Source organism: Pseudoalteromonas rubra, assembly GCF_000967655.1.
Lineage (GTDB): Bacteria > Pseudomonadota > Gammaproteobacteria > Enterobacterales > Alteromonadaceae > Pseudoalteromonas > Pseudoalteromonas rubra_A.
In genome coordinates this window covers 1-20,836 of the sequence record NZ_JXYA01000071.1, presented here as the reverse complement: position 1 = coordinate 20,836, position 20,836 = coordinate 1, and the positions used below count along the sequence as shown (strand labels likewise).

Genomic DNA, 20,836 nt, shown 5'->3' with positions numbered 1-20,836 from the left:
TAGTTCGCCGCACGCTTACGTCTATTCATCCTTGAAGCTGGGTTGGATGGTGGAATAGGTCTGCGTTCTCTAAAATGGCTTATTTCACCTTGCGCAAAGTAAATGTACTCGCGTTGCTCGCTGTCATTGTACTTTGCACGGCAGAGCTTCACTGAAGCGCTTACATTGCTCTGTACGCAATGACCCGTTATGATGAGCGTTAGTTGCCGTGGTTCTGAGCTGATTGTGTCTCTATATTTAATTGTTCTCTTTATTATTTTTGCCTTGTTTGGCTGTGCTTCCACCTATCTGGTGAAGTTTATCTATTGTTATTGGGTAAAGAAGCGGATTGAAATTAGGTATGTATGGCGGGCATGTCTGTGTGCTTTGCTCATTATACCCATTTCGTTGCTTAGTCAGTGGCTAGTTTAGAGGGCAGGCTGCCAGGTTTTCTGGCAGCTAAACAGAGGCGTTGTTCTAGTGGTTATTTCAGTGTAATTGCCTGGCATTCACTATTGATACACAGAGCCTGTATGGGCAGTACTTGTTTGCAGACTTCACTGGGTGGAGTCTGCTGGTTAATAGCTTGCTCTTTTTGCGTAATGGCTATCGCCATTTGCTCGACCTGAGTTTCATCGACATTGCGCACCGAATACACAACATACTGACTCGGTCCGCCGCAGGTTTGCCGTTCACCGACCCCGATCACTTTACATTGAAAGCTCGCATCACACCCTTTATCTGCCACTAACTCCGACAATGCCTGATTATTATCATCATGGTTGTGTGGTGTAGTCTGAGTGCTACTACAAGCACTGAGTAAGCCTGTCAGTAAAAAAAGCGCCAAACACTGATACTTCATCGAAAATCCCTAGTAGGTTGCCTGGTTTGAATGCTCGAGTTTAACACATTTATTGTTTACGCACTGAGTTGCGGGAACGGCCAGGTGCTGACAGATGCTGATCATTTTATTCTTGGCATTATAGGTCGCTTCAGCATGAGTAAGCTGGTCGGCCAGTTCTTTGACCTTGTTGGGGTCGGCTGTTTTTATTGAGAAAATGACATAGTCTGAAGGGCCACCACAGGCACGGCTACCCACGGGAAGTACCTGGCACTGGGTGGTAGTGTCACACTCTTTGTCTTTGGTTATAAACTTCAAATAGGCGCGTTGGTTTTTTAGACCCGCTTCTGTAACGGCGTCTTTGTCCAGATGAGCAGCAGGCTCTGCTTTATGTACTTTGTCTGCAGGTGAAGGTTTGCTATGTCCAACATCGTGGCGTACCGCTGCTTTTGTTTGTAATTTGGCGGGCGCGACAGTACGACTTTCTGTGCTACTTGGCTGCGAGTTTGCGGTTTCCTCGCTATTTTTGGGGTCATTGGGCGAAGCACTACAGCCTGCGACGAATAACAAACTACAAAGAGAGAGTTTAAACGCGTTCATATCTGATCCTGTTAATTTTTTATCCAGTGTGCCGCGCTTTTTCTTCAGATACAAGAGGTCACGCGCCATAATAACAGGCGCGTGATTCGGTTACAGGCCGCCGAGCGTGAGTTTTTGCGGGTCTAGTAATTCGCGTAACTGAGCTTCACTGAGGTCTGTATGCTCTGCCGCGACTTCAATAATGGGGCGGCCCTGCTGATAAGCTTGTTTGGCAATATAGGCAGCCTTCTCATACCCGATCACCGGATTCAGAGCCGTTACCAGTATGGGATTGCGCTTTAGCGCCTGTTGTATGCTGGCTTCGTTGACCTTGAAGGTCGCGATGGCTTTGTCTGCCAGCAAACGAGACATATTGGCCAGTAACTCGATGCTTTGCAGGATATTGTAAGCGATGACAGGTAACATCACATTGAGCTCAAAATTACCTGACTGGCCTGCCACTGTGATGGTCGCATCATTACCAATGACCTGAGCGCTGACCATAGCTGCTGCCTCCGGGATCACCGGATTAACCTTGCCAGGCATAATGGACGAGCCGGGTTGGAGTGCCTGTAGCTCTATTTCGCTCAACCCGGCCAGTGGGCCTGAATTCATCCAGCGTAAGTCATTGGCTATTTTCATATTAGCCACGGCGAGTGTTTTCAGCTGGCCCGACAGCGCCACAATGGCGTCTTGCGACCCTATGTTATAAAAGAAGTTTTTACTGGACGTAAAGCGGATCCCAACATTGCTGCTCAGGTAGCCATTAAACGTGGCGGCAAAGCGCTTATCGGCGTTCACACCGGTTCCTACAGCCGTCCCGCCCTGGCCCAGCTCGTAGATCTTTTCCAGCGCATGAACTATACCCTCACAGGCAGAATCGACCTGATGTTGCCAGCCACTGAGTGTTTGCGCAAAGGTCACTGGCATGGCATCCATTAAATGCGTGCGGCCGGTTTTGACCAGATGGCCCACTTCCTTGCTTTTATGCTCTATTGTCTGAGACAAGTGCTTCAGTGCCGGTAGTAACTCGTACACGGCAAGTATGGCGCTGCTTACATGAATGGCGGTGGGGATCACATCATTGGAGCTTTGCCCCATATTTACATGGTCATTGGGGTGAATTGTTTCACCACTGTGCTGGCTGGCCAAAGAAGCAATGACCTCATTGGCGTTCATGTTCGAGCTGGTGCCGGAGCCGGTCTGGAAGACGTCGACCGGAAACTGCTCCTGGTGCTTACCATCAATGATCTGCTGACAGGCGCTAACAATTGCCTGAGCCTGGTGCGGTGGTAAATGGCCCAGCTCTTGGTTTGATTCCGCAGCCGCTTGTTTGATATATGCCAGAGCACGGATAAAGCTGCCTGGTAATGTCAGCCCACTGACGGGGAAATTATTGATCGCCCGTTGTGTTTGCGCCTGGTACAGCGCCTCTTTTGGTACGTCTAACACGCCCATGCTATCTGAAACTTGACGAAATTCGCTCATAACAACTCCTAGCTGTACGGATTAAATTCATGACTGATGATCCTGGCTTCCCGCTCAAGCAGGTAGAACTTGTTTAACCCTTTACGCCTGGCTTTGTAATAGCGTTTCAGGGCCAGCAGTGGTTTATAAATTTGCTCCAGGCATTGTTGTCTGATGCAGGTATGAACCAGGGGATCAGCAATGTGATTAAGTAACTCAAAGAATACCCGCCTGAGATACAATTCTTGCAACAAGGTGCAGGATTGTCGCTCGTACCACTTGGCCAGCTCGCAGCCTGTCCGTATGAACTCAGCAACCTGCTGTGGCGCATCCAGGTGTGGGCGTGTGCAGTGTGCATTGAGATGCGGCTTAAAATTGATAAGCGCAAGTGGTGTTAGCATAGTGAAGTATCCTTTGGTGTAACGATAATAATTATCATTACACCAAAGGGCGAGGTTAGCAAGTCTGAATTGATTTCACTGTGGTGAATTAGTTATAACCGAGCAAAAATTGCTGGGCTGTTTTTTCGCGTTCCTGCTCTGGGCTGGTCAGGATGTTCGCAACCTCCTGGCAGTAGTCCTCGCTTTCCAGTAAATTTGGTTCTGCTTCCGTGTCTATCAGACCACGGCTTTGTAGTGGGGTTTGAGAAAGATCTGAAGTTGTCATAATGTGCTCCAAGCGTTGTGTCGAAATTTCAGTATAGACAATGCATGCTTTATACCAAGGATAAAAGCGTATATTTTTTATGTGCTTAACCATATGCAATCTCAAATGACTTGCTTTTTGGTGGTAAGGTTGCCTCAATAGGGCGCAAACTTGGATCATCGAGGTGCATTAGCTATGGATAAACCTTTCTCACAAGCGTGTGAAAACAATAAATCCCCCATACTGGAGAAAATACGGCCCTATGTCAGTGAGGTGGCATCGGTGCTGGAAGTGGGTTCTGGCACCGGGCAGCATGCTGCGTTTTTTGCCAGGGCACTCCCGCATTTAGAATGGCAGTGCAGTGATCTGGCAGTTAATCATGCCGGGATCTTAATGTGGTGCGAAGACAGTGGAGCCGCTAATTTGCCAGCACCACTCACGCTCGACTTATCATCAACGCCCTGGCCGGTAAACGTGGTCCCGGCAATCTACACAGCAAACACCTTGCATATAGTGTCTGCAGCATTAGTTGAAGCTTTCTTTGCCGGGGTTAAGCAGCACCTGGCGAGCGAGGGAGTCCTGATGATATACGGCCCGTTTAATTACCATGGTCAGTTTACCTCTGCCAGCAACCAGGAATTTGATGCGTTTTTGCGCAGTCGTGATCCCGACAGTGGGATCCGCGATATAGAGTGGATCTGCGCGCTGGCAAAAAACGCCGGGCTGACGTTACACGCAGACAATACGATGCCAGCGAACAATCGGTTACTGATCTTTAAACGGCAGTGAAGCTTCACACTGGCTGCGATAAACAGCCATATGGGCTTGCTCCCGAGCCAGATAGTCTTTGATTGCTAAGGCAAAGTCAGGGTGGCTGATGTGGTGGTAGGAGTAGGTAGTGACCGGCTCAAAACCACGCGCCAGCTTGTGCTCTCCCTGTGCGCCGGCATCAAAGCGGGCTAATCCATGGCGGATGGCATACTCTATGCCCTGGTAGTAGCACAACTCAAAGTGCAAATGGGCATGACTTTGCAAGGCGCCCCAGTAGCGTCCGTACAGCGTATCCTGATCGTGCAAATATAGACTGGCAGCGACTATTTTGTCGTGTTCCATCGCACACACAATGGCAACCTGACTGGGCATAGTGTCGAAGATACGCTGAAAGAACGCTTCATTCAGATAACCCTGATGCCCAGAACGTTTCTGATAGGTAATAGCATAGCACTGATAAAATGCCCGGAGTATGCCATCACCTACCTCAGCGCCCTGATACCAGCGTATGGTTAATGCCTGGCTGGCGACCGCTTTTCGCTCTTTTTTAATGGCTTTGCGCTTGCGCGATGTCATCGCATTCAGAAAGTCATCAAACTGTCTATAGCCATGATTTTTCCAGTGAAACTGGACACCATGGCGCTCCATTAGCGACTGGGCTTGCCAGCCTGCACGGTGCGCGGGGAAGTTGATATGCCACCCCGACCAGCGCTGTTGTCCGGCCGCCTGATGCAGCGCAGTTGTGACATAGTCATACAGGAGATCTGACACGGGCTGGCTGGATAACATGCGACTGCCGACCACGGGCGTAAAAGGAATGGCGCAGATCCACTTAGGGTAGTAAGCCAGCTGGTGGCGCTCATACGCTTCTGCCCAGGCCCAGTCAAACACATACTCGCCATAGGAATGAAGCTTGATATAGCCTGGCAGCAACGCGACCAACACCTCGTTGTCATACACGCTCAGGTGATACGGTAGCCAGCCTGTCTCGTCGCCAACACAGCCACTGAGTTCCAGCGCTTCAAGCCACTCAAGGCTGCTAAATGGGGACTTGCCCGACAAACTTGCGCGCTCGTTGTCGGTGAGCGCAGCAAGACTGGTAATAAAGCGATGTTGATACATAGGTTATTGCATTGCCTTGTGTAAAAACGTAACCAGCTGGGAGAGCATAGGGTCATAATCCGGATTGAATGACACCCGAACCAGGGGGCGATACTGCGCCAGGTTTGCTTCACTGCGCTCACCAAAATAGGGTTTATTCGTGGTTTTGCAGTCAGTAAATGCCGCAGTGTCATCCAAGTAGGCATCACAGTTACGAAATACCCCCATTGCACCATAGTAAGGGTGCGCGGGCGGATTCAATAAACCAATATGAGACATATCAATCACCCCATCCAGCGTGGCGACTTCAGTGACATTGACTGAATCCGGGAGCGCGGCAATAGAGGTTGGCGCATAAACTCGCAGTGCCAGCGGCGCTGTGCGTGCCTGTGCCCAGCGCGACAGCAGCTGATAGGTGGCCTGACTATCAATGGTGGCATCTACATCACTGGCGATCACCATTGTGGGCAGTGATGCCGGTAAGCTGGCTGCGCGCATATCGGCCATGGCCTGCTCCACCAGAGTGACCGCATGTAAGGGAAATGACTCATACTTGGCCAAGTCGAGATCAGCCCCTTTATCTACCCAATCAACCCAGGGCACCCAGTCCAGCCATTTGGCCAGCCAGGCCACCTCGCTGTGACTTTGTGTTGCAGGCGCGACCAGCGCCAGCGCTGCCAGGTTATCTGGCCGGCGTTTGGCAATTTCCGAGGTTGCCAGTGCGGCACCGGTCGAATAGCCCAATACTGCAAACTCGCTGTAATCGCTGGCTGTGCGTGAAATGGCATAGCGCACATGTTGCTGCCAGTCCCGGTAATCCACCTCTTTGAGATCGCTGGCCGCCGTGCCGTGTCCGGGCAGGAGCATGGCTCTGACATCAAAGCCCTGTGCGTGCAGATCGGCCGCCAGAGAATGAAAAGTAAAAGGCGAGTCTGTCAGGCCATGGATCAGTAACACGGCCTTTTGGTTATTGGGATGCGTTAACTCAAACGGAGCAACATAGTCCACTACTTGGGTAGCTTTACTTGGCAGCAGTGACGAGACTCGGGTTGCCAGCACGCAGTTGAGCATGGCTTTAGGATTTCGCGCAGAGATCAATTCCCGGGTAGCGCGAATATAGGCGGAGTACGATTGCGCCTCGGGAATATCCAGCACGGCAGGCCCGGCTTCATTGGCGAAGCGATAGCTGCCTTGCTGCGCGTCGGCCTGATAGCGCGGAATATCTGTCACCAGGCTTTGGCATGATTGTGCTTGTACTGACGCAGCTGCCCAATGTGACAGCGCGAGCGTAATAGAAAAGAATAATCCTTTTTTGATCATGACGGTCGGTATTGTGTTAAGCATTGCACCAGCTTATCGCGCTCCAGTGGTTTTGCAAGGTGGCTGTTAAACCCGACTGCCAGTGCGTACGCCTTGTCTTCGGGCATCACGTCGGCAGTCAGAGCAATGATTGGCAGCTGCTGGGTGTTGAAACGTTTACGCAGCAGTGCGGTGGCCTGATAGCCATCAAGCAATGGCATCTGGCAATCCATTAGGATCAGATCAAAGGTTTGCTCCTCACAGGCATCAACTGCCTGCTGGCCATCACTGACCAGTACAAACGCCACATCAATGGACTGAAGCATGGCCTTGATCACCAGCTGATTGACCGGGTTATCTTCGGCAACCAGCACCTGCATGCCTTTAAGCACGGTGTGATCGGGTGTTTCCGTGTGTGCCAGCTGCGCGTCGCCAAATGGGCAACGCAGTGAAAAGGTAAAGGTACTGCCCTGGCCGGGCGCACTTTGTACGCTCAGCTCTCCTGCCATGAGTTCAACCAGCTCCTTGCTGATAGCCAGGCCCAGGCCGGTGCCGCCAAAGCGCCGCGAGGTTGAAGCATCAGCCTGTGTAAAGGGGGCAAAAATGAGCTGCTGTTTGTGTTCATCAATGCCAATGCCGGTATCAATAATGGAGAAGGTTAGCAGGTAATCACTGTCTCCATGCAGTGCTTCACAATGTAAAGTGACCTTGCCACTGTCGGTAAACTTCACAGCATTACTGCACAGGTTCAGCAGGATCTGCTCTATCCGCAGTTCATCTGCCTTGATCCAACAGGCGCTGCTGATATTGGTATTAAGTTGCCACTGTAACCCTTTGTCTGAGGCGCTGGTGGCAAACAGGCTGTCTATGCGGCTAAGCAGGTGTTGCAGGTTAAAGTCGTGCTGCTCAATGACCAGGTGATTGGATTCGATTTTGGCAATATCAAGAATATCGTTCACCAGGTTCAGTAAGGTTTTTGCTGCCATATCAATGCGGCTGGCATAAGACTGGAGCGTTTCGAATGAGTCAGTGGTTCTCATCAAAGAGGCAAACCCCACCACAGCATTCAGTGGGGTACGAAGCTCATGGCTCATATTAGCCAGAAAACGGCTTTTTGCCTGATTGGCACGCTCGGCATCTTCAACTGCCTGGCGCAGCGACTGAGTACGCTGTTCTACCAGATGGTTGAGTTCATAGTGCTGATAGTTGTTTAGTAATACGATAAAGGTGATCAGGGCAGTAATGCTGAGCTGCAGCAGGAGCAGCAACACCGTCTGACGGTGGTTGAGGCTGGCCACAAAATCGGCCCTGAGCTCCAGCTTGATGCGCCAGACCTGACCGCCAAACTGAATGCGCGTCTCAAACAGACTATCTGCTGGTACACTATTGGCTGAGATAGGGTGGTTACTGTAGAAAGGTGCGTTGGCATTGCCATCATAGACTGCAATATTGTAACTTCCCGCCTGCGAACGTTTAAGCACTGAGCCCAGTATGGTATCGGTTTGCACCACCGCTGTGGCATAGCCGAGAATATCTGCCTGCGGGTCGGCCGCGCTCCGGCGGTACACCGGAGAGAATAACAAATAGGCCGGTATCGGCGTATCGCTTTGGACCAACTCAATGATGTCTGAAGCCTGTGGCAGCACCGTAATGGCTGGGTTTTCCAGTGCCTGTTTGCGGTTCTCACGCGAATACACATTAAAACCCAGTGCGCTGAAGTTGTCTGCCTGTGGCGAAATATAGTTCACAACCACCAGAGGATCATCAGGTGCCAGGGGCAATCCTTTGAGCTTAACCCGGCCATTGTACAGTGCATCAAACTTCTCCTGCAGGGCGTTGCCCTGCGTTTGAGCGACTCTGACATTCCAGGAAATTGCCCGCAAAAACGGATAGCGGACACGCTGTTGCTCGGCAATTTGGTGAAACTCTTGCGCATTAACCTCGCTCAGAGACTGCAGCTTGGCGGCCACGCCCTGCACGGCCAGCATACTGAGGTTGACCTGCTGCAACAGTAAATTTTCTACCAGTCTCAGCTCTCTTTGCGCTTCCCGTTTGGCGGCCTGAATATTGCCTTGATTGTACAAGTAAGTGGTCAGAACCACAGATAAAAACAGCACAAAGCTGGTGGCAAATACATTGCGGCTGCGGTGATAGCTGTGTTGTTTAAAAGCCCATGCATCGAGCATCAGCAGTAGCAACGGGGTAAAGATCAGTATGCCCAGACTGTCGCCCAGCCACCAGGCCACCACGTTTTGCCAGTGATGACTAAATTGATAGTCGGGGTTAAACAGACTCAGTGAGAAGACACCGATATTGGCCGAGATCAGATTGCACGCAATGCCGACCAAAAAGATATAGTAGGCGATATGTTTGCGCGAGCGCATACGCAGCGGGTCGCCCAGCCAAAGCCGCAGGATAGAGCCGCCAGCCAGTCCCTGAAAACAGGCACCCAGCGCGATAATCGACACCTGTAGCAACTGCGACAGGGTGGCATCAGTAAACACATAGCCATGGGCAGTGGTCCAGTTGAATAATGCGGAGGCCATAAATAAGCCGGGCAGAAAACGCCAGCCCCACACCAATACGCCTACCAGACCCACGCCGGCAGGTAGCCAGATGGGCAGGACCTGATCCTGAAAGGCAAATGCGGTGAGCAGTTTTCCCAGTGCAAAGTAGCTCACTGCCATGAGCAAGTAAGCAGTCCACTGATGGTACACTGTGCGAAATTGGAACTGCATATCGATCCTGTCCTTTGTGTTAAACTGGCAGGGGGCGTTTGGTAAACGTTTGCTTCAAAACTATGGTTGACTCAATCCCTGCAATACAGCCGATGGCACCAAGCCGGTGCTTTACAAAATGCTCGTAGCTGGGTAAGTCTTCGGCAATGATCTCAAGTAAGTAATCATGTGCGCCAGAGACCACCGAGCAGCTGAGCACCTGTTGCAGTTGTTCTACATCCGCTTCAAACTGAGTAGCGGCCTGCGCAGAGTTTTCACTCAGTCGAATAAAGGCGTACACCAGTACAGTATAGCCCAGTGACTGCGGTGCCAATGTGGCATGGTAACCCAATATCACGCCATCCTGTTGTAACTTTTTAACCCGTCTAAGGCAAGGGGTATCGGATAAGCTGGCTTGCTCCGCCAGTTGGGCATTGCTGAGCCGGGCATTGTGTTGCAAGGCCCTGAGCAGGATGCGATCTTTGTTATCAATGTGCGCCATGGTAGTGATTTCTGCTAATTTATGGTTTTTTGATTATAATTATTACCAATCTAGTCTAGCGTTTACATGAATTTTAGCAAATTTTAGCGCCCAGCTTTTGGTAGCCTGAAGCTCTAGAATTTGGGGAGCAATTATGACTACGCTGACACAGGCATTCGATCACTGGATCCGCAGTGATTTTGTGGCGCTCAACGACAAGCTGGAGACTGCCTACTGGCAGCAGCAGGATAAAGCCAATGTCGTGGGTGTCGAAGACGACATAAAACAACAATTACTCAACGAAGGCCAGCAACATATTCAGGCTTTGCTGTCAGAGGGCAACACCGATGAAGGGTTCGACAATGCCTTCGACTTGCTCGGCAACGTGGGTCTGTATATGGCAGCGTGTCGCCGCCATGAGCTAACCGAGCCCAGCCGCGAGCAATACTCACCGCTCAAAGAAGCTTCCGCACTGGCCATGCATATTGGCGCGTCGATAGGGGTTACACCGCGCTTTGCCACCGCACACCTGACGACTCACAATCGGGCCATTAACGGCGTCTATAAACGCTTCACCAGCCATCCGGCTGAGCAGCTGTTTATTGACTACAACACCCGGGCAATTTTGGCCTATAAACGTGCCGCGGAATGTTTATTAAAGATCCAGCCTCTGGGTATTTCACATCCAATGACCCCGGTGCTGCTGATGCAGGTCAAAGAAGCATTGCTCGATGTGATCCGCTCTAACCAGTGTCTGTTTGAGCAGCTCGATACCGACGCTTTCTTTTACGTGGTACGCCCGTATTATAAGCCTTATCGGGTTGGTAAGGAGGTCTATCGGGGCGCTAATGCCGGCGATTTCGCCGGGATCAACGTGATTGATATGCTGCTGGGCTTGTGTCAGGCCAATGATGTGAACTACGCTCAGATGCTGGTGGACAAGTTCCTGTATATGATGCCCGAGGATCAGGCTACGCTGCGAGAGTGCATGCGCCTGCCCAATCTGATGGATGCGTTCTTAGCCGCTGCGCCCCAGCATCATGCCAGCGGCTGGTATCAGGAAGCGGTGAGTGCATTTGTGCAGGTGTGTAAGCTGCACGGCGATACTGCTATTCAGCACCATAATCAGCTGGTGGAAAAGTACATTGCCAAGCCGTCGGGTGATATGAACACGGCGCACCTGGATAAAGTGACCGCCAGCGGGCCGCCTTTACCTGTGCTGCTAAACCAGCTGGCCCTGCTGCGCGACAAGCGCGCAGCAGCAAAGCGTGACGATGTGTTTACCCGTTTTGATGATTTGAACACGCTGCGCCGCAGCATTGCTAAGGACTTCTAATGAACCAGGTCGACTTTTCGCTGCCTCAGGGCCACTACTTACTCAGTCACTCGGTAGGGCGGCCACTGGCCAGTGCCGAGCAGGATTTTATGCAGCGCTATTTTCATCCCTGGGCCGGTGATAATCATGAGCCCTGGTACCAATGGCTCGATGGCATACAGCGCTTCACTGCGGCTTTGGCCCAACTGTTCAACAGTCAGGCCGAATACTTTTGTCCGCAAAGCAACCTTTCCAGCGGCCTGACTAAGTGGGTGATGAGCCTGCCGGAAACGGGTAAGCAACCGGTGCGGGTGCTGATGAGTGAAAGCGACTTCCCCAGCATGGGGTTTGTACTGCAACAAGCGGTGCCCGATGTGGAGATACACTTTATCCCTGCGGCTCTGGATATGTCAGACTTAAGCGTCTGGCAGCAGCACCTCAGTGGTGAGATAGACTGGGTGTTTGTCAGTCAGGTGTATTCAAATACCGGCCAGCAGGCACCCGTTGACGCCATAACACGCCTGGCAAAAGCCCAGGGCTGTCGGGTAATTATTGATGTTGCTCAGGCTGCGGGCGTGATCCCCATCGACCTGTCTGACTGTGCGGCGGATTGTGTACTGGGTTCGTGCGTAAAGTGGTTATGTGGCGGACCGGGTGCCGGGTTTATCTGGGTGAATCCGGCCATACTCGACCAATGCCAGCCTAAAGACGTGGGCTGGTTTTCCCACCAAAACCCCATGGAGTTTGATATTCACCACTTTGCACCACACCACAGCGCGCTGAGGTTCTGGGGTGGCACCCCGTCCGTGGCTGCTTATATCTTTGCCGCTCACAGCATCGAGTATTTCGCCCGGATTGGTGTTGAGACAGTGCGGACGCATAACCTGAACCTGCTGGCACGCCTGCGCGCTGAGCTGGCTCCCTGGTACATAGCGCCAACCGATGCTCAGCGCTGCTCGGGGACGGCCATCCTGAATGCGGGCAATGCGCAGGATAAGGTACTGGCGGCGTTACGTGAGGCCGGCATTGCGGTCGATGCGCGCAAGCTCGGTATTCGGGTTTCCCCCCATATATACAATACGCAAGCAGACATCGACGCCTTTATCCGGGTATTTAAAAGGGCGTTATCAGCCTGAGCTATGGCTCAGCCCCAGTGCCTTTTTCGTCTTGGTTTTGACTGAGCGCCAGTGCGTGACGGGCTGCTTTGGCGCCAGTTGTAACAGCTGTTCAAAATCGATATCGGCAAAAGCTATTTCACTGTGGTGCGCCAGCATCACAGTGGCGGGGGCCAGTTGCTGAAGCTTAAGTAGGGTTGCCCGGTACAGACGCGGATAAAACACCGGATAGGGCGGGATGAGCTTACCGCGCACCTGTACCATGACATCGGCGATATACACTGTGCTGCGCCCGGCATGATAGAGGCTGATATCCCGATCTGTGTGGCCGGGGGTGTGCAGTGCCTGCCAGTCTTCAAAGCCGGGTAAGGTTGCACCGTCGGGCAAATAAACATCCGGTTTTAAGGTGCGCGCATACCAGAGGTTTTTACGCGCTTTGCGTTTACGCCCCGCTACCCAAAGTGCCAGGGCGATGTCGGATAAATGCATCAGCACACCGTCTATGCCCCGGTACCACTGTCCCGGGCAATTGGCCGTCGCGATGTGCGCACCGCTTATTTTTCGTAACAGATGGGCACCCCCGGCATGATCCGGGTGCATGTGGGTGACCACAATTAACTTAAGCTGATGCACCGGGCGGCGCAGTTCATCGCTAATAAAACGGCAGATCAGCGACACGTCGGCGCGGCTGCAGCCATCCAGTAGCAGCAACTTATCCGGATATTCCACCAGATAGATATTCTGAATATAGCCTTCGATTGTATGTATCTTCATGTTGGTAATGTATTCGCACGCACTCATTCCATATAGGTAACACATCTGACCAGATAGGCAAGGTGAAATTATGGTTGGGCTGGGAAGGCTAAAGTGGCTGTTGCAATCTGACCTGCAAGCAATTGGCCAGCAGATCTTGTGGACAGGGAGTGAGTTATACAGCTCAGTGAGGCGAGTCGAAGCGCATCACTGGCAATCCAGTTATTCGAATAACAACTCCTCCAGCCATGACTGAAGTTTCTTGAGTGCTGGGTCGTTTCGACGACTCTTACGCCATGAAAAATAGTAGGCTGTTTGTGGTGGAATAAAGCCATCATCGTCCAGGCATATGAGTGCCCCTGACTCAAGTTCGTTTTTAACTAAGGTCTTTTCTAACATGGCAATACCCTGGCCATAGAGAGCAGCCTGCACCAGCAGTAGTGTGTGGCCGAACAGAATATGTGTTTGGCCCTCAGGGAAAGAGATATTTTTGTCTTGTTGCCATAATGACCAGATATTTACGCCCTCAATATCAATAAGCGGAATATCGCTGGCAGCATCCAAGTTAGGAAAGCCGGAAATTTGCTCGGCAAGAGAGGGGCTGCACATAGGGTGGTAACTTTCATGACAGATAAACTTGCTTTGGTAAGAAACGTGATGAATTTGATTCGCAACGACAGCGTCAAGCTCGAGCGCTTCGGGCTTATCTTCGCAGTTAAGCATACGAACTCTGAGGTCTATCTCAGGGTTGGCCAGCTGCCATTTTTCCAGAGCCGGCATCAGTCGTTTCATGGCAAATGCGCTGCTTATTCCTAGTTGAATAGGTCCGGATTGATATGACGTAATTTCACAAGTGGCGTTGTGAATATGCTCAAAAGACTGACGAATTTGCAGAGCATAATTTTGCGCTTTTTGAGTCATGACCAGTTGCTTTCCGCTCTTTTCAAAAAGCTTACAGCCAAGCCAGTCTTCGAGTCTTTTTATCTGGTGGCTTACGGCGCTTGGTGTAATGCATAGTTCTTCAGCCGCCCTGGAAAAATTCAAGTGCCTGGCTGCAACAGAAAAAATATAAAGTGATTTGAGCGGAGGCATTACAGGTGTGGCCATGGTTAACTGTGAGTTTTATTCATAGGTGGGTAAAGAATATCAATTGTGTGGCCAGAATGTAATTGCTAGTTTGACCTCTGTTTTTAGTAACGCGCTAAGAGGCGCAATGATACAGAGGAGAAGCAAATGAAGAGCGTGGCTAAAAGGACATTGAAATATAGGTTCATTGCAGCGCTGGTGTGTACGTTTGCGACAAGTGCATATGCTGAAACAAGCTATTTTTGTGGTGCCGATAACCCAAAACAGGCAGCACAAATTGAAACACTGATACCCACTTTATATGACATAGTTTCAGGACGTCCGGGAGAAGCCAAGGACTGGCACCTTCTCAAACAGCTTTTTTCTCCAAAGGCGATGATCACACCGGTTTTTCATAACGGGAAAGACGTGATTGCCCAGCCAGGCAGTGTTGAGCAGTTTATCGCTTTAAATCAGCGCCTGTTTAAAGATAAAGGCTTTTTTGAACGTGAGGTCTCTCAGAAAGTATTCAAATTTGGTCATATGGCCAATGTATTGAGTGTTTATGAATCCAGGCGTTCTCCAGAGTTAGCGCCTTATGCAAGAGGGGTGAACTCTTTTCAGCTGCTGAATGATGGCCGGCGTTGGTGTGTGTTATCGGTTACCTGGGATAGTGAATCAGAGCAACATCCCTTTACAGAGCAGATTTTGCATTTATCAGATTGATATTAAAAGTTTAAATGCGCGATGAAATTGAGCAAGGACATCCACGCCTGGCTGGTGGACAGGTGTTGCGACAGGTTCAATGTGAACCTGTCGCTGACACGAGGGTGAGAGCGTTAGCTATCGCTTAAAAATCCCTCTCATCGGGCCTAGCAGGTTATTCGGATCGAACCAGTTTTTCAGTAACTTCAGTAAAAACCATTTCCTGTGGTAGTGCTTCTTCCAGTCTCTCGCACTCATGGGGATGGCGCCCACCGGGTATTGGCAACCGCCCAGCGCACGCGCCGCTTCATAAATACTTCTGTTGGCCTGAGTGAGCTGCTCAACACGCTCCGGTGTGGGTGGAATGGCGGTGCGCATCAATGAGAAATACACGAACTTATCTTCTTCAGGCACGCTGAAAAACAAGCTGCCAAATGCCTCTCGCTGTTGCATCGACATTAATACCGGGCCCGCGACATCATTGGGTGGCGTGTTTGCCAGGGTATCCTCGATAAATGCCTGGGCTTTTGATGCGGGGATCAGCAGCGGGCACCAAGGGTGGGGCAGTGTCCAAAGTCCGGCCGCTTTTAATTGCTCAACCACAGGTGCTAAACGGTTGAGGAATGTAAAGTAAGGGAGGTCCTGGATCACCTCCTCTCCATACACAAAGTTCAGGCCATCGAGTAGCTCGGCATCCACAGGTGGGGTGTCGGGTTCAAAGTACTTAGCCAGCTGCATAACGTAGCGCCAGCCGCCGCCGGGATCGGGCTCTGCGCCACCCTGTACGCCATCAAAAAGTCCTTCATCCAGCAGGCGCTGATTGTCATTTAAGTAATGTGTTAAGTCATCATAAACCAGTTGATAGGCTCTGACCTGGCTGGGAGTTGGCTCCAGCTCAAAGCCAGCCTCTACAATAATACCCAGCTGACCTAATCCGCCTTTCATTGAATGGAATAGCATGCTGTTTTGGTATGGTGAACAGGTGAGTAAACGCCCGTCACCAGTAATGACTTTGAGGTGGCAGATATTGTCGGCCATGCAGCCATGTTTGTATGATTGCGCGCCGAGGCCGCCAACGGCCAGGGTGCCGCCGACGCTTAAGTCGATAAAATCAGTCACGATTGGCAAACCCAGATTGTGCGGCACCGTTTTGGTCAGCAAATCAATCCAGCGTGCGCCAGCCTGGGCGACTACTTGCTGATCATTCACCTCAGAGATATCCGCTAATGACACCATATCAATGACCACGCCACCCTGGGTTTGCGTTTCCCCATTGGTTGAATAGCCTTGTCCTTTGACCGCAATGGTTAAGTTATGCTGATTCGCAAACTTCACCATTTTGATAATGTCTTGATAAACAGCAGGCTTTAAGATTGCCCGGGACACATAGCGATGAATATGGCCAAAATCATCGGCGGCTTCGCTCAGGCTGGTTTCATCGGTGATCAGCTCGCCTTCAAACACCGGAAAGTTATCGGCAAACACCTCAGGAGGCGCATTGAGTAAATCAGCTTCGGTTGCCCAGCTTTGGCTTTGCAGGTTAAATCCAACAATCAGGCTACCTATGCCTATTTTTTTCATAAAGTCTCTGCGAGACGATTTGTTAGTCATACATCCTCCTTATATTACTGACGTAAAGCAGTAAGCGTAAAAATCCGATTTGGCACTGGGCATGACACACTGAATACTGACTCGCGTTTAGCTCACCTGCCCGGTGTTCACATTAAACTTGCCTGATTACGAGCGATCGCATGGCACGTTGGTTGTTAATTTGCCAACCACAATACAATGTCTGAATTCAGGCAAGCCCAGTAGCCCAGGACATTCGCCTTACAGCTTGTGATTTGCAGGCTTAATTGCAGCCGTTAGCCACAATGCCATCATAGCAATATAAACATAAATTTCACAAGTTTTTAACTTTAAGAGGGCAGAGAAGGGAATAGAAAATTGGCCGGCGGCTTTTATCTGTGCGCCTGTGCCAAAGCCTCATGCTCTGCATCTGGCTTTGGCGGTACTTTGTTAATCTTACGAAGGCACAGGTGCAATGATGTCTTCAGGTTTCCCTTCGCGCACGATTTTACCGTCTTTAATTTCAATAATGCGGTCCATCATAGCGAGCACGTCATAAGAGTGCGCAACCGAAATCACGGTTTTGCCCTTCATCAGTGTTTTGAGAGACGCGATAAACTCAGCCTTAAGCACCGGGTCCAGGGCGCTGGTTGCTTCGTCTAGTAAGAGGATTTTTTTATCTCTGAGTATCGCTCTGGCCAGTGCCAGGCGCTGTCGTTGGCCACCCGACAGTTGTCCGCCATTTTCACCAATAAAGGCCGATAAGCCAGTGCGACCCCGGGCGTCACTGTAGTTTTCTACAAACGTCAGGGCATTGGCCCGTGCCAGGGCTTGTTTCACAGCCTCCCGGCTGACGTTATTCAAACCAAACGCCACATTCTCATAAATGCTTTGATTAAACAGGCCGATATCCTGGTTTAAAAAACTAATCTCACCGCATACTTTGTCTGTTGAGTAGTCTTCGATGTTTTTACCATCAATATAAATCGCGCCCGCTTCAATTTCGTCAATGCCGGTAAGCATATTCAGCAGCGAGGACTTACCCGCACCGGAAGGGCCGATGATCCCGACTTTTTCACCGGCTTTGATTTTTAAAGACAGATCGGTGAACAGTGGCGCTTTGTTCTCATAGCCAAACTCCACCTGTTTAAAGGTGATTTTGCCGTTCGCGACATTAAAGTTGCCTTCGTCTTCAATAGGTTCTACATCTTCCAGAAACTCGTTGACCACCTCTCTGCCCACGGTAACCTGACCCCAGGAGACAAAGAAGGCGTCAAACTCGTCCTGGCACCACTCCGACAGCGAGATCACCCGGTACACCAGGACAAGCACCATAGAAAACTCACCAATGGAGATACTGCCTTGCATCCACAGCTGCAAACACAATGCGCCCGTACCGACCACTAACAGACCATTGAGCAGGCCAACCACAGAGGCAAAATTTGAGAATACGCGGAATTCCTTCGCCACTACTCTGCGGTGTCGGGTGGCCCATTTCTCGGCAAACTGCTGTTCATAGTCGGCGTTGGAGAGCATTTTTACGGTGCGGATACGCGCAAAGCGCTCGGTAAACTTCCCGGTGATCTGCGCGCAACTTTCTGCTTCGAGTCGGTTGGTGGTTTTGGCTTTGGGGATCCATTGCCCCAGCAACATAGCCAAAAACAGGCCGGTCCAGATAAGGAAAGGCAGTGCCAGCCAGCCGTCAATGTTGCCCACGTAAAACAGCAGAGCGCCCAGAAACGCGAGCAAAAATCCGGCAAACCCACAAAACTGCAATACCACATCGATGATAGCCTCTGAGGTATCGACAATAACAATGGCGGTTGAGCCAGGATCATCTTCTTCGTGGTAACTGGCAGGAGAGGCAATCAGGGTACGATACAATTTTATAATGGTATTTTTTTGCAGGTTGGGTCCGAGCAACTGATGAAACACCAGGTTTTTAATCAGGGTGATGGTGGGGATCACCACGGCGATGGCAACTGCAACGAGGGCCAGCGTGTGGCCTTTGTCATTGAGCTGTACGCTGTCGCTTGCGCTATCCAGCCAGTCGACTAAGTCGCCTAAAAAGTCGAACGTCACTATCTGTAACAGGCCACCCAGCAAAGAAATAACAAAGGCGATGGCTACCCAGCCAGAGAACTCTTTGGCGCACTGGCGAATAAACGGCAGGTTGTGCTCTGCTGGTGTTAACTGGCTGTCAAAGGTGTCTTTGTGGCCTAATCTCTCAAATAGCTTAAATAATGATTTCATTGTGTTGTGTGGCACCTGGGCGGATCGGGTTTTGCTCTGGCTGTGTTGCCGGAACCTGGACCAAATAAGCCACTGGCACGATGACAAAGTGTCGTGACAGTGGCTCTGAGTGTGATGGTAATTTACCTTTATGTCATGCAGGAGAAAGGCTTATTCGTCTTCATCACTCTGATTGGAGGTGGCCGGGGTGTAGTCATCCCAGTCACCGGCCTCTGGCATCGACAGCTCATCCACGTTTTCACACTTCACAGCCTGATTGACATAATCCCGCATGTCTTTTGACAAGAAGAAGGCACCAAAGTGGGCCTCAGGTGAGTAGTATTTAGTGTGAATGTCGGCCTGGGTAAAGCGTGATTCCAGCTCATCAAGCGATAGCGTGTCTATGGTGCCACTGCGTGTTGCCCAGATAAACGCATGAGAGCCGCCAAAGTAGTCGTAACAGCCGCCCATATAAATGCCCGCAGGGTTGTTAAACGCCTGAGTCAAACGCGACACCATAGACTGCATCATGTAGGGTTCAAAGTACGGTGTGCCACCTTGTGCGACCAAAATCCCGTTTGTCTTCAGTGCGGTTAAGCAATTGCCAAAGAAAGATTGGGTAAACAGGGTTTCTGATGCGCCGCCATCCGGATCTGCCGCATCCAGGATAATAAGATCAAAGCAATCACTGTACTGAGAGATGATTTCCGCGCCATCCCCAATGCGCAAGACAAATCTGGGGTCATCAAATGCGCCGTTATTGATTTCGGGTAAAAACTCGCGGCTTAACTGAATGATTTGCTCATCAATATCCACCATCACGACGTTTTCGACGCTCTTATGCTTTAAGACTTCGCGGGCGCTGCCACCGTCTCCGCCACCCACTATCAGCACATTTTTAATGTTGCCGTGGAAAAGGATTGGGACATGCGCCATCATTTCATGATAAATGTGTTCACCCTTGGTGGTGACCTGAATACCATCGTCTATGCGCATTACTTTGCCCAGGTGACGGGTTTCGAAGATGCTGACATCCTGGAACTCGGTTTCTACGTCGACCAAATCTTTTTCTGAACGAAGTGCAATGTGAACGCCACTTGTCATTTGCTCGTAATGCCAATTAATCTTAGTCATGTGCGTGAATACTCCGTTGTTGTGCGGTTATAAGGGGTGCATGTAACTGGTTTTCTAACAGGGGCTGAAATGCTCCAGTGCGACTGACAGAGCCGCCCCGGGTGAGGGTGTTAATGACCATTCGGCCGGGCTGAAAACACGCTTCTATCACCGGCAGGCACAGTTCAGGCTGCGCGTCACCGCACATAAAAATGTCCATGGCAGCAAAGTTGTACTCCGGCCAGGTGTGAATAGAAATATGGCTTTCGGCCAGAATGATCATGCCCGACACCCCGCCATTGGTTTCAAATGGGTGTAAATGGGTTTTCAAAATGGTGGCGTTTGCGGCGTTGGCACATTCAATCATCATCTTCTCAATGTGCGCCTCACCTATCAGGTTAGAAGCATCAAACAGGTCGACAATAATATGCTGGCCCAATGGGTAAACCGACTGTGTTGTGGGTGTCGTCATGCTGTTACTCAATGTCTGTCCTCAAGGTGCCCGGGTCGCCCGCTCTGCTCGTGTTTTTTGGTACAGGTAAAATCGACTGACCAGTAACACGGGAAAATAGGCGCGCTCCGAATTCCCCTTTTTCGAATACAGATATTCCAGCACTGAAATGTGCAACGAGTGTGGAGTGGGTAATAGGTGCTTAAATAAGTCTGATCAGTGGAGTGGCTGTGTGACGAGAGTGACCAGGGACTGGGTAGCTACTTTTTGTGGTGGGTGTCCGGGGAAAAAAGGAGTCACGGCTCTCTTAAAAGTAATGGCAAAGAAGGAGGGATGACAAAATACGTCCTGTATTTTGCCCTGCGGGCCGCACTAAAGTGCGTTCAATTTTGTTCCAGACAAAATTGTCGAACCCTGGTCGAGGGTTCTCACCCTCCTTCTCATTCGTGAAGAGGTAAAATTTGGGCATAAAAAAACCGCCGTATAGGCGGTTCTCTTAAAAGTAATGGCGGAGAAGGAGGGATTCGAACCCTCGATAGGGCTACAAACCCTATACTCCCTTAGCAGGGGAGCGCCTTCAGCCACTCGGCCACCTCTCCGGCGCAAAAACTTAAAAATGGCGGAGAGATAGGGATTTG

General features: G+C 50.7%; 19 protein-coding genes and 1 tRNA gene. 4 read left to right on the top strand and 16 right to left on the bottom strand.

Going from position 1 to position 20,836, the window contains the following annotated elements; genetic code table 11:
- Positions 1-463 precede the first annotated feature (463 nt).
- From TW77_RS22725 to TW77_RS25315, 5 genes are all read right to left on the bottom strand, one after another.
- Positions 464-841 (bottom strand): hypothetical protein, encoded by a 378-nt coding sequence (locus TW77_RS22725; protein ID WP_046007252.1) that lies wholly within the window; start codon positions 839-841, stop codon positions 464-466.
- A gap of 9 nt (positions 842-850) precedes the next feature.
- On the bottom strand, positions 851-1,420 hold the full coding sequence (locus TW77_RS24515; protein ID WP_156158745.1) for a hypothetical protein: 570 nt from the start codon (positions 1,418-1,420) through the stop codon (positions 851-853).
- Between the two features lie 90 nt (positions 1,421-1,510).
- Positions 1,511-2,887, bottom strand: coding sequence for a class II fumarate hydratase (locus TW77_RS22715; protein WP_046007251.1), 1,377 nt, complete (start codon positions 2,885-2,887; stop codon positions 1,511-1,513).
- Between the two features lie 8 nt (positions 2,888-2,895).
- Complete coding sequence (locus TW77_RS22710) at positions 2,896-3,267, bottom strand: hypothetical protein (RefSeq protein ID WP_046007250.1); 372 nt, start codon at positions 3,265-3,267, stop codon at positions 2,896-2,898.
- Positions 3,268-3,355: 88 nt separating this feature from the next.
- Entirely contained in the window at positions 3,356-3,532 is a 177-nt protein-coding gene (locus TW77_RS25315) for a hypothetical protein (RefSeq protein ID WP_156158744.1), read from the bottom strand.
- Between the two features lie 174 nt (positions 3,533-3,706).
- Here TW77_RS25315 and TW77_RS22705 point away from each other — a divergent pair, with 174 nt between their 5' ends.
- Positions 3,707-4,300, top strand: a complete 594-nt coding sequence (locus tag TW77_RS22705; RefSeq protein ID WP_046007249.1) for a DUF938 domain-containing protein — start codon at positions 3,707-3,709, stop codon at positions 4,298-4,300.
- Here TW77_RS22705 and TW77_RS22700 read toward each other — a convergent pair.
- From TW77_RS22700 to TW77_RS22685, 4 genes are read right to left on the bottom strand one after another with little or no spacing between them, the layout of a single operon-like run.
- Positions 4,277-5,404 carry a GNAT family N-acetyltransferase gene (locus TW77_RS22700; RefSeq protein WP_046007248.1) on the bottom strand — a complete coding sequence of 376 codons (1,128 nt, stop codon included), beginning with the start codon at positions 5,402-5,404 and terminating at the stop codon, positions 4,277-4,279. The genes TW77_RS22705 and TW77_RS22700 overlap by 24 nt on opposite strands.
- Before the next feature lie 3 nt (positions 5,405-5,407).
- Positions 5,408-6,727: an alpha/beta hydrolase gene (locus TW77_RS22695; protein WP_082079020.1), complete on the bottom strand. Its 1,320-nt coding sequence runs from the start codon at positions 6,725-6,727 to the stop codon at positions 5,408-5,410.
- Positions 6,700-9,420, bottom strand: a complete 2,721-nt coding sequence (locus TW77_RS22690; protein ID WP_046007246.1) for an ATP-binding protein — start codon at positions 9,418-9,420, stop codon at positions 6,700-6,702. The genes TW77_RS22695 and TW77_RS22690 overlap by 28 nt, the downstream gene beginning before the upstream one ends.
- 19 nt (positions 9,421-9,439) lie before the next feature.
- Positions 9,440-9,901: an Lrp/AsnC family transcriptional regulator gene (locus tag TW77_RS22685; RefSeq protein WP_046007245.1), complete on the bottom strand. Its 462-nt coding sequence runs from the start codon at positions 9,899-9,901 to the stop codon at positions 9,440-9,442.
- Positions 9,902-10,034: 133 nt separating this feature from the next.
- On the opposite strand from TW77_RS22685, the gene TW77_RS22680 reads away from it, so the two are divergent.
- A complete protein-coding gene (locus tag TW77_RS22680; protein WP_046007244.1) occupies positions 10,035-11,216 on the top strand; it encodes a PrnB family protein in 1,182 nt (393 codons plus the stop codon).
- The gene (locus tag TW77_RS22675; RefSeq protein WP_046007243.1) at positions 11,216-12,331 is read left to right on the top strand and encodes an aminotransferase class V-fold PLP-dependent enzyme; all 1,116 of its coding nucleotides are present in this window, start codon (positions 11,216-11,218) and stop codon (positions 12,329-12,331) included. The genes TW77_RS22680 and TW77_RS22675 overlap by 1 nt, the downstream gene beginning before the upstream one ends.
- Here TW77_RS22675 and TW77_RS22670 read toward each other — a convergent pair.
- Both TW77_RS22670 and TW77_RS22665 read right to left on the bottom strand, forming a co-directional pair.
- Positions 12,323-13,084, bottom strand: coding sequence for an MBL fold metallo-hydrolase (locus tag TW77_RS22670; protein ID WP_046007242.1), 762 nt, complete (start codon positions 13,082-13,084; stop codon positions 12,323-12,325). The genes TW77_RS22675 and TW77_RS22670 overlap by 9 nt on opposite strands.
- A 201-nt stretch (positions 13,085-13,285) precedes the next feature.
- Positions 13,286-14,155, bottom strand: a complete 870-nt coding sequence (locus TW77_RS22665; RefSeq protein ID WP_275041941.1) for a LysR substrate-binding domain-containing protein — start codon at positions 14,153-14,155, stop codon at positions 13,286-13,288.
- Between the two features lie 141 nt (positions 14,156-14,296).
- Between TW77_RS22665 and TW77_RS22660 the strand changes: the two genes are divergently transcribed.
- Positions 14,297-14,854 (top strand): hypothetical protein, encoded by a 558-nt coding sequence (locus TW77_RS22660; protein ID WP_052713322.1) that lies wholly within the window; start codon positions 14,297-14,299, stop codon positions 14,852-14,854.
- A 117-nt stretch (positions 14,855-14,971) separates the two neighbouring features.
- On the opposite strand, the gene TW77_RS22655 is transcribed toward TW77_RS22660, so the two are convergent.
- The 5 genes from TW77_RS22655 to TW77_RS22635 all read right to left on the bottom strand — a co-directional run bounded on the left by TW77_RS22655 (position 14,972) and on the right by TW77_RS22635 (position 20,797).
- The gene (locus tag TW77_RS22655) at positions 14,972-16,444 is read right to left on the bottom strand and encodes an FAD-binding protein (RefSeq protein ID WP_046007240.1); all 1,473 of its coding nucleotides are present in this window, start codon (positions 16,442-16,444) and stop codon (positions 14,972-14,974) included.
- Between the two features lie 414 nt (positions 16,445-16,858).
- Complete coding sequence (locus tag TW77_RS22650; protein WP_046007239.1) at positions 16,859-18,655, bottom strand: ABC transporter ATP-binding protein; 1,797 nt, start codon at positions 18,653-18,655, stop codon at positions 16,859-16,861.
- Positions 18,656-18,805: 150 nt separating this feature from the next.
- Complete coding sequence (gene speE / locus TW77_RS22645; protein ID WP_052713321.1) at positions 18,806-19,768, bottom strand: polyamine aminopropyltransferase; 963 nt, start codon at positions 19,766-19,768, stop codon at positions 18,806-18,808.
- Positions 19,761-20,219, bottom strand: a complete 459-nt coding sequence (gene speD / locus TW77_RS22640) for an adenosylmethionine decarboxylase (RefSeq protein WP_046007238.1) — start codon at positions 20,217-20,219, stop codon at positions 19,761-19,763. The genes speE and speD overlap by 8 nt, the downstream gene beginning before the upstream one ends.
- 485 nt (positions 20,220-20,704) lie before the next feature.
- A tRNA-Ser gene (locus TW77_RS22635) sits at positions 20,705-20,797 on the bottom strand.
- Between the last annotated feature and the right edge of the window lie 39 nt (positions 20,798-20,836).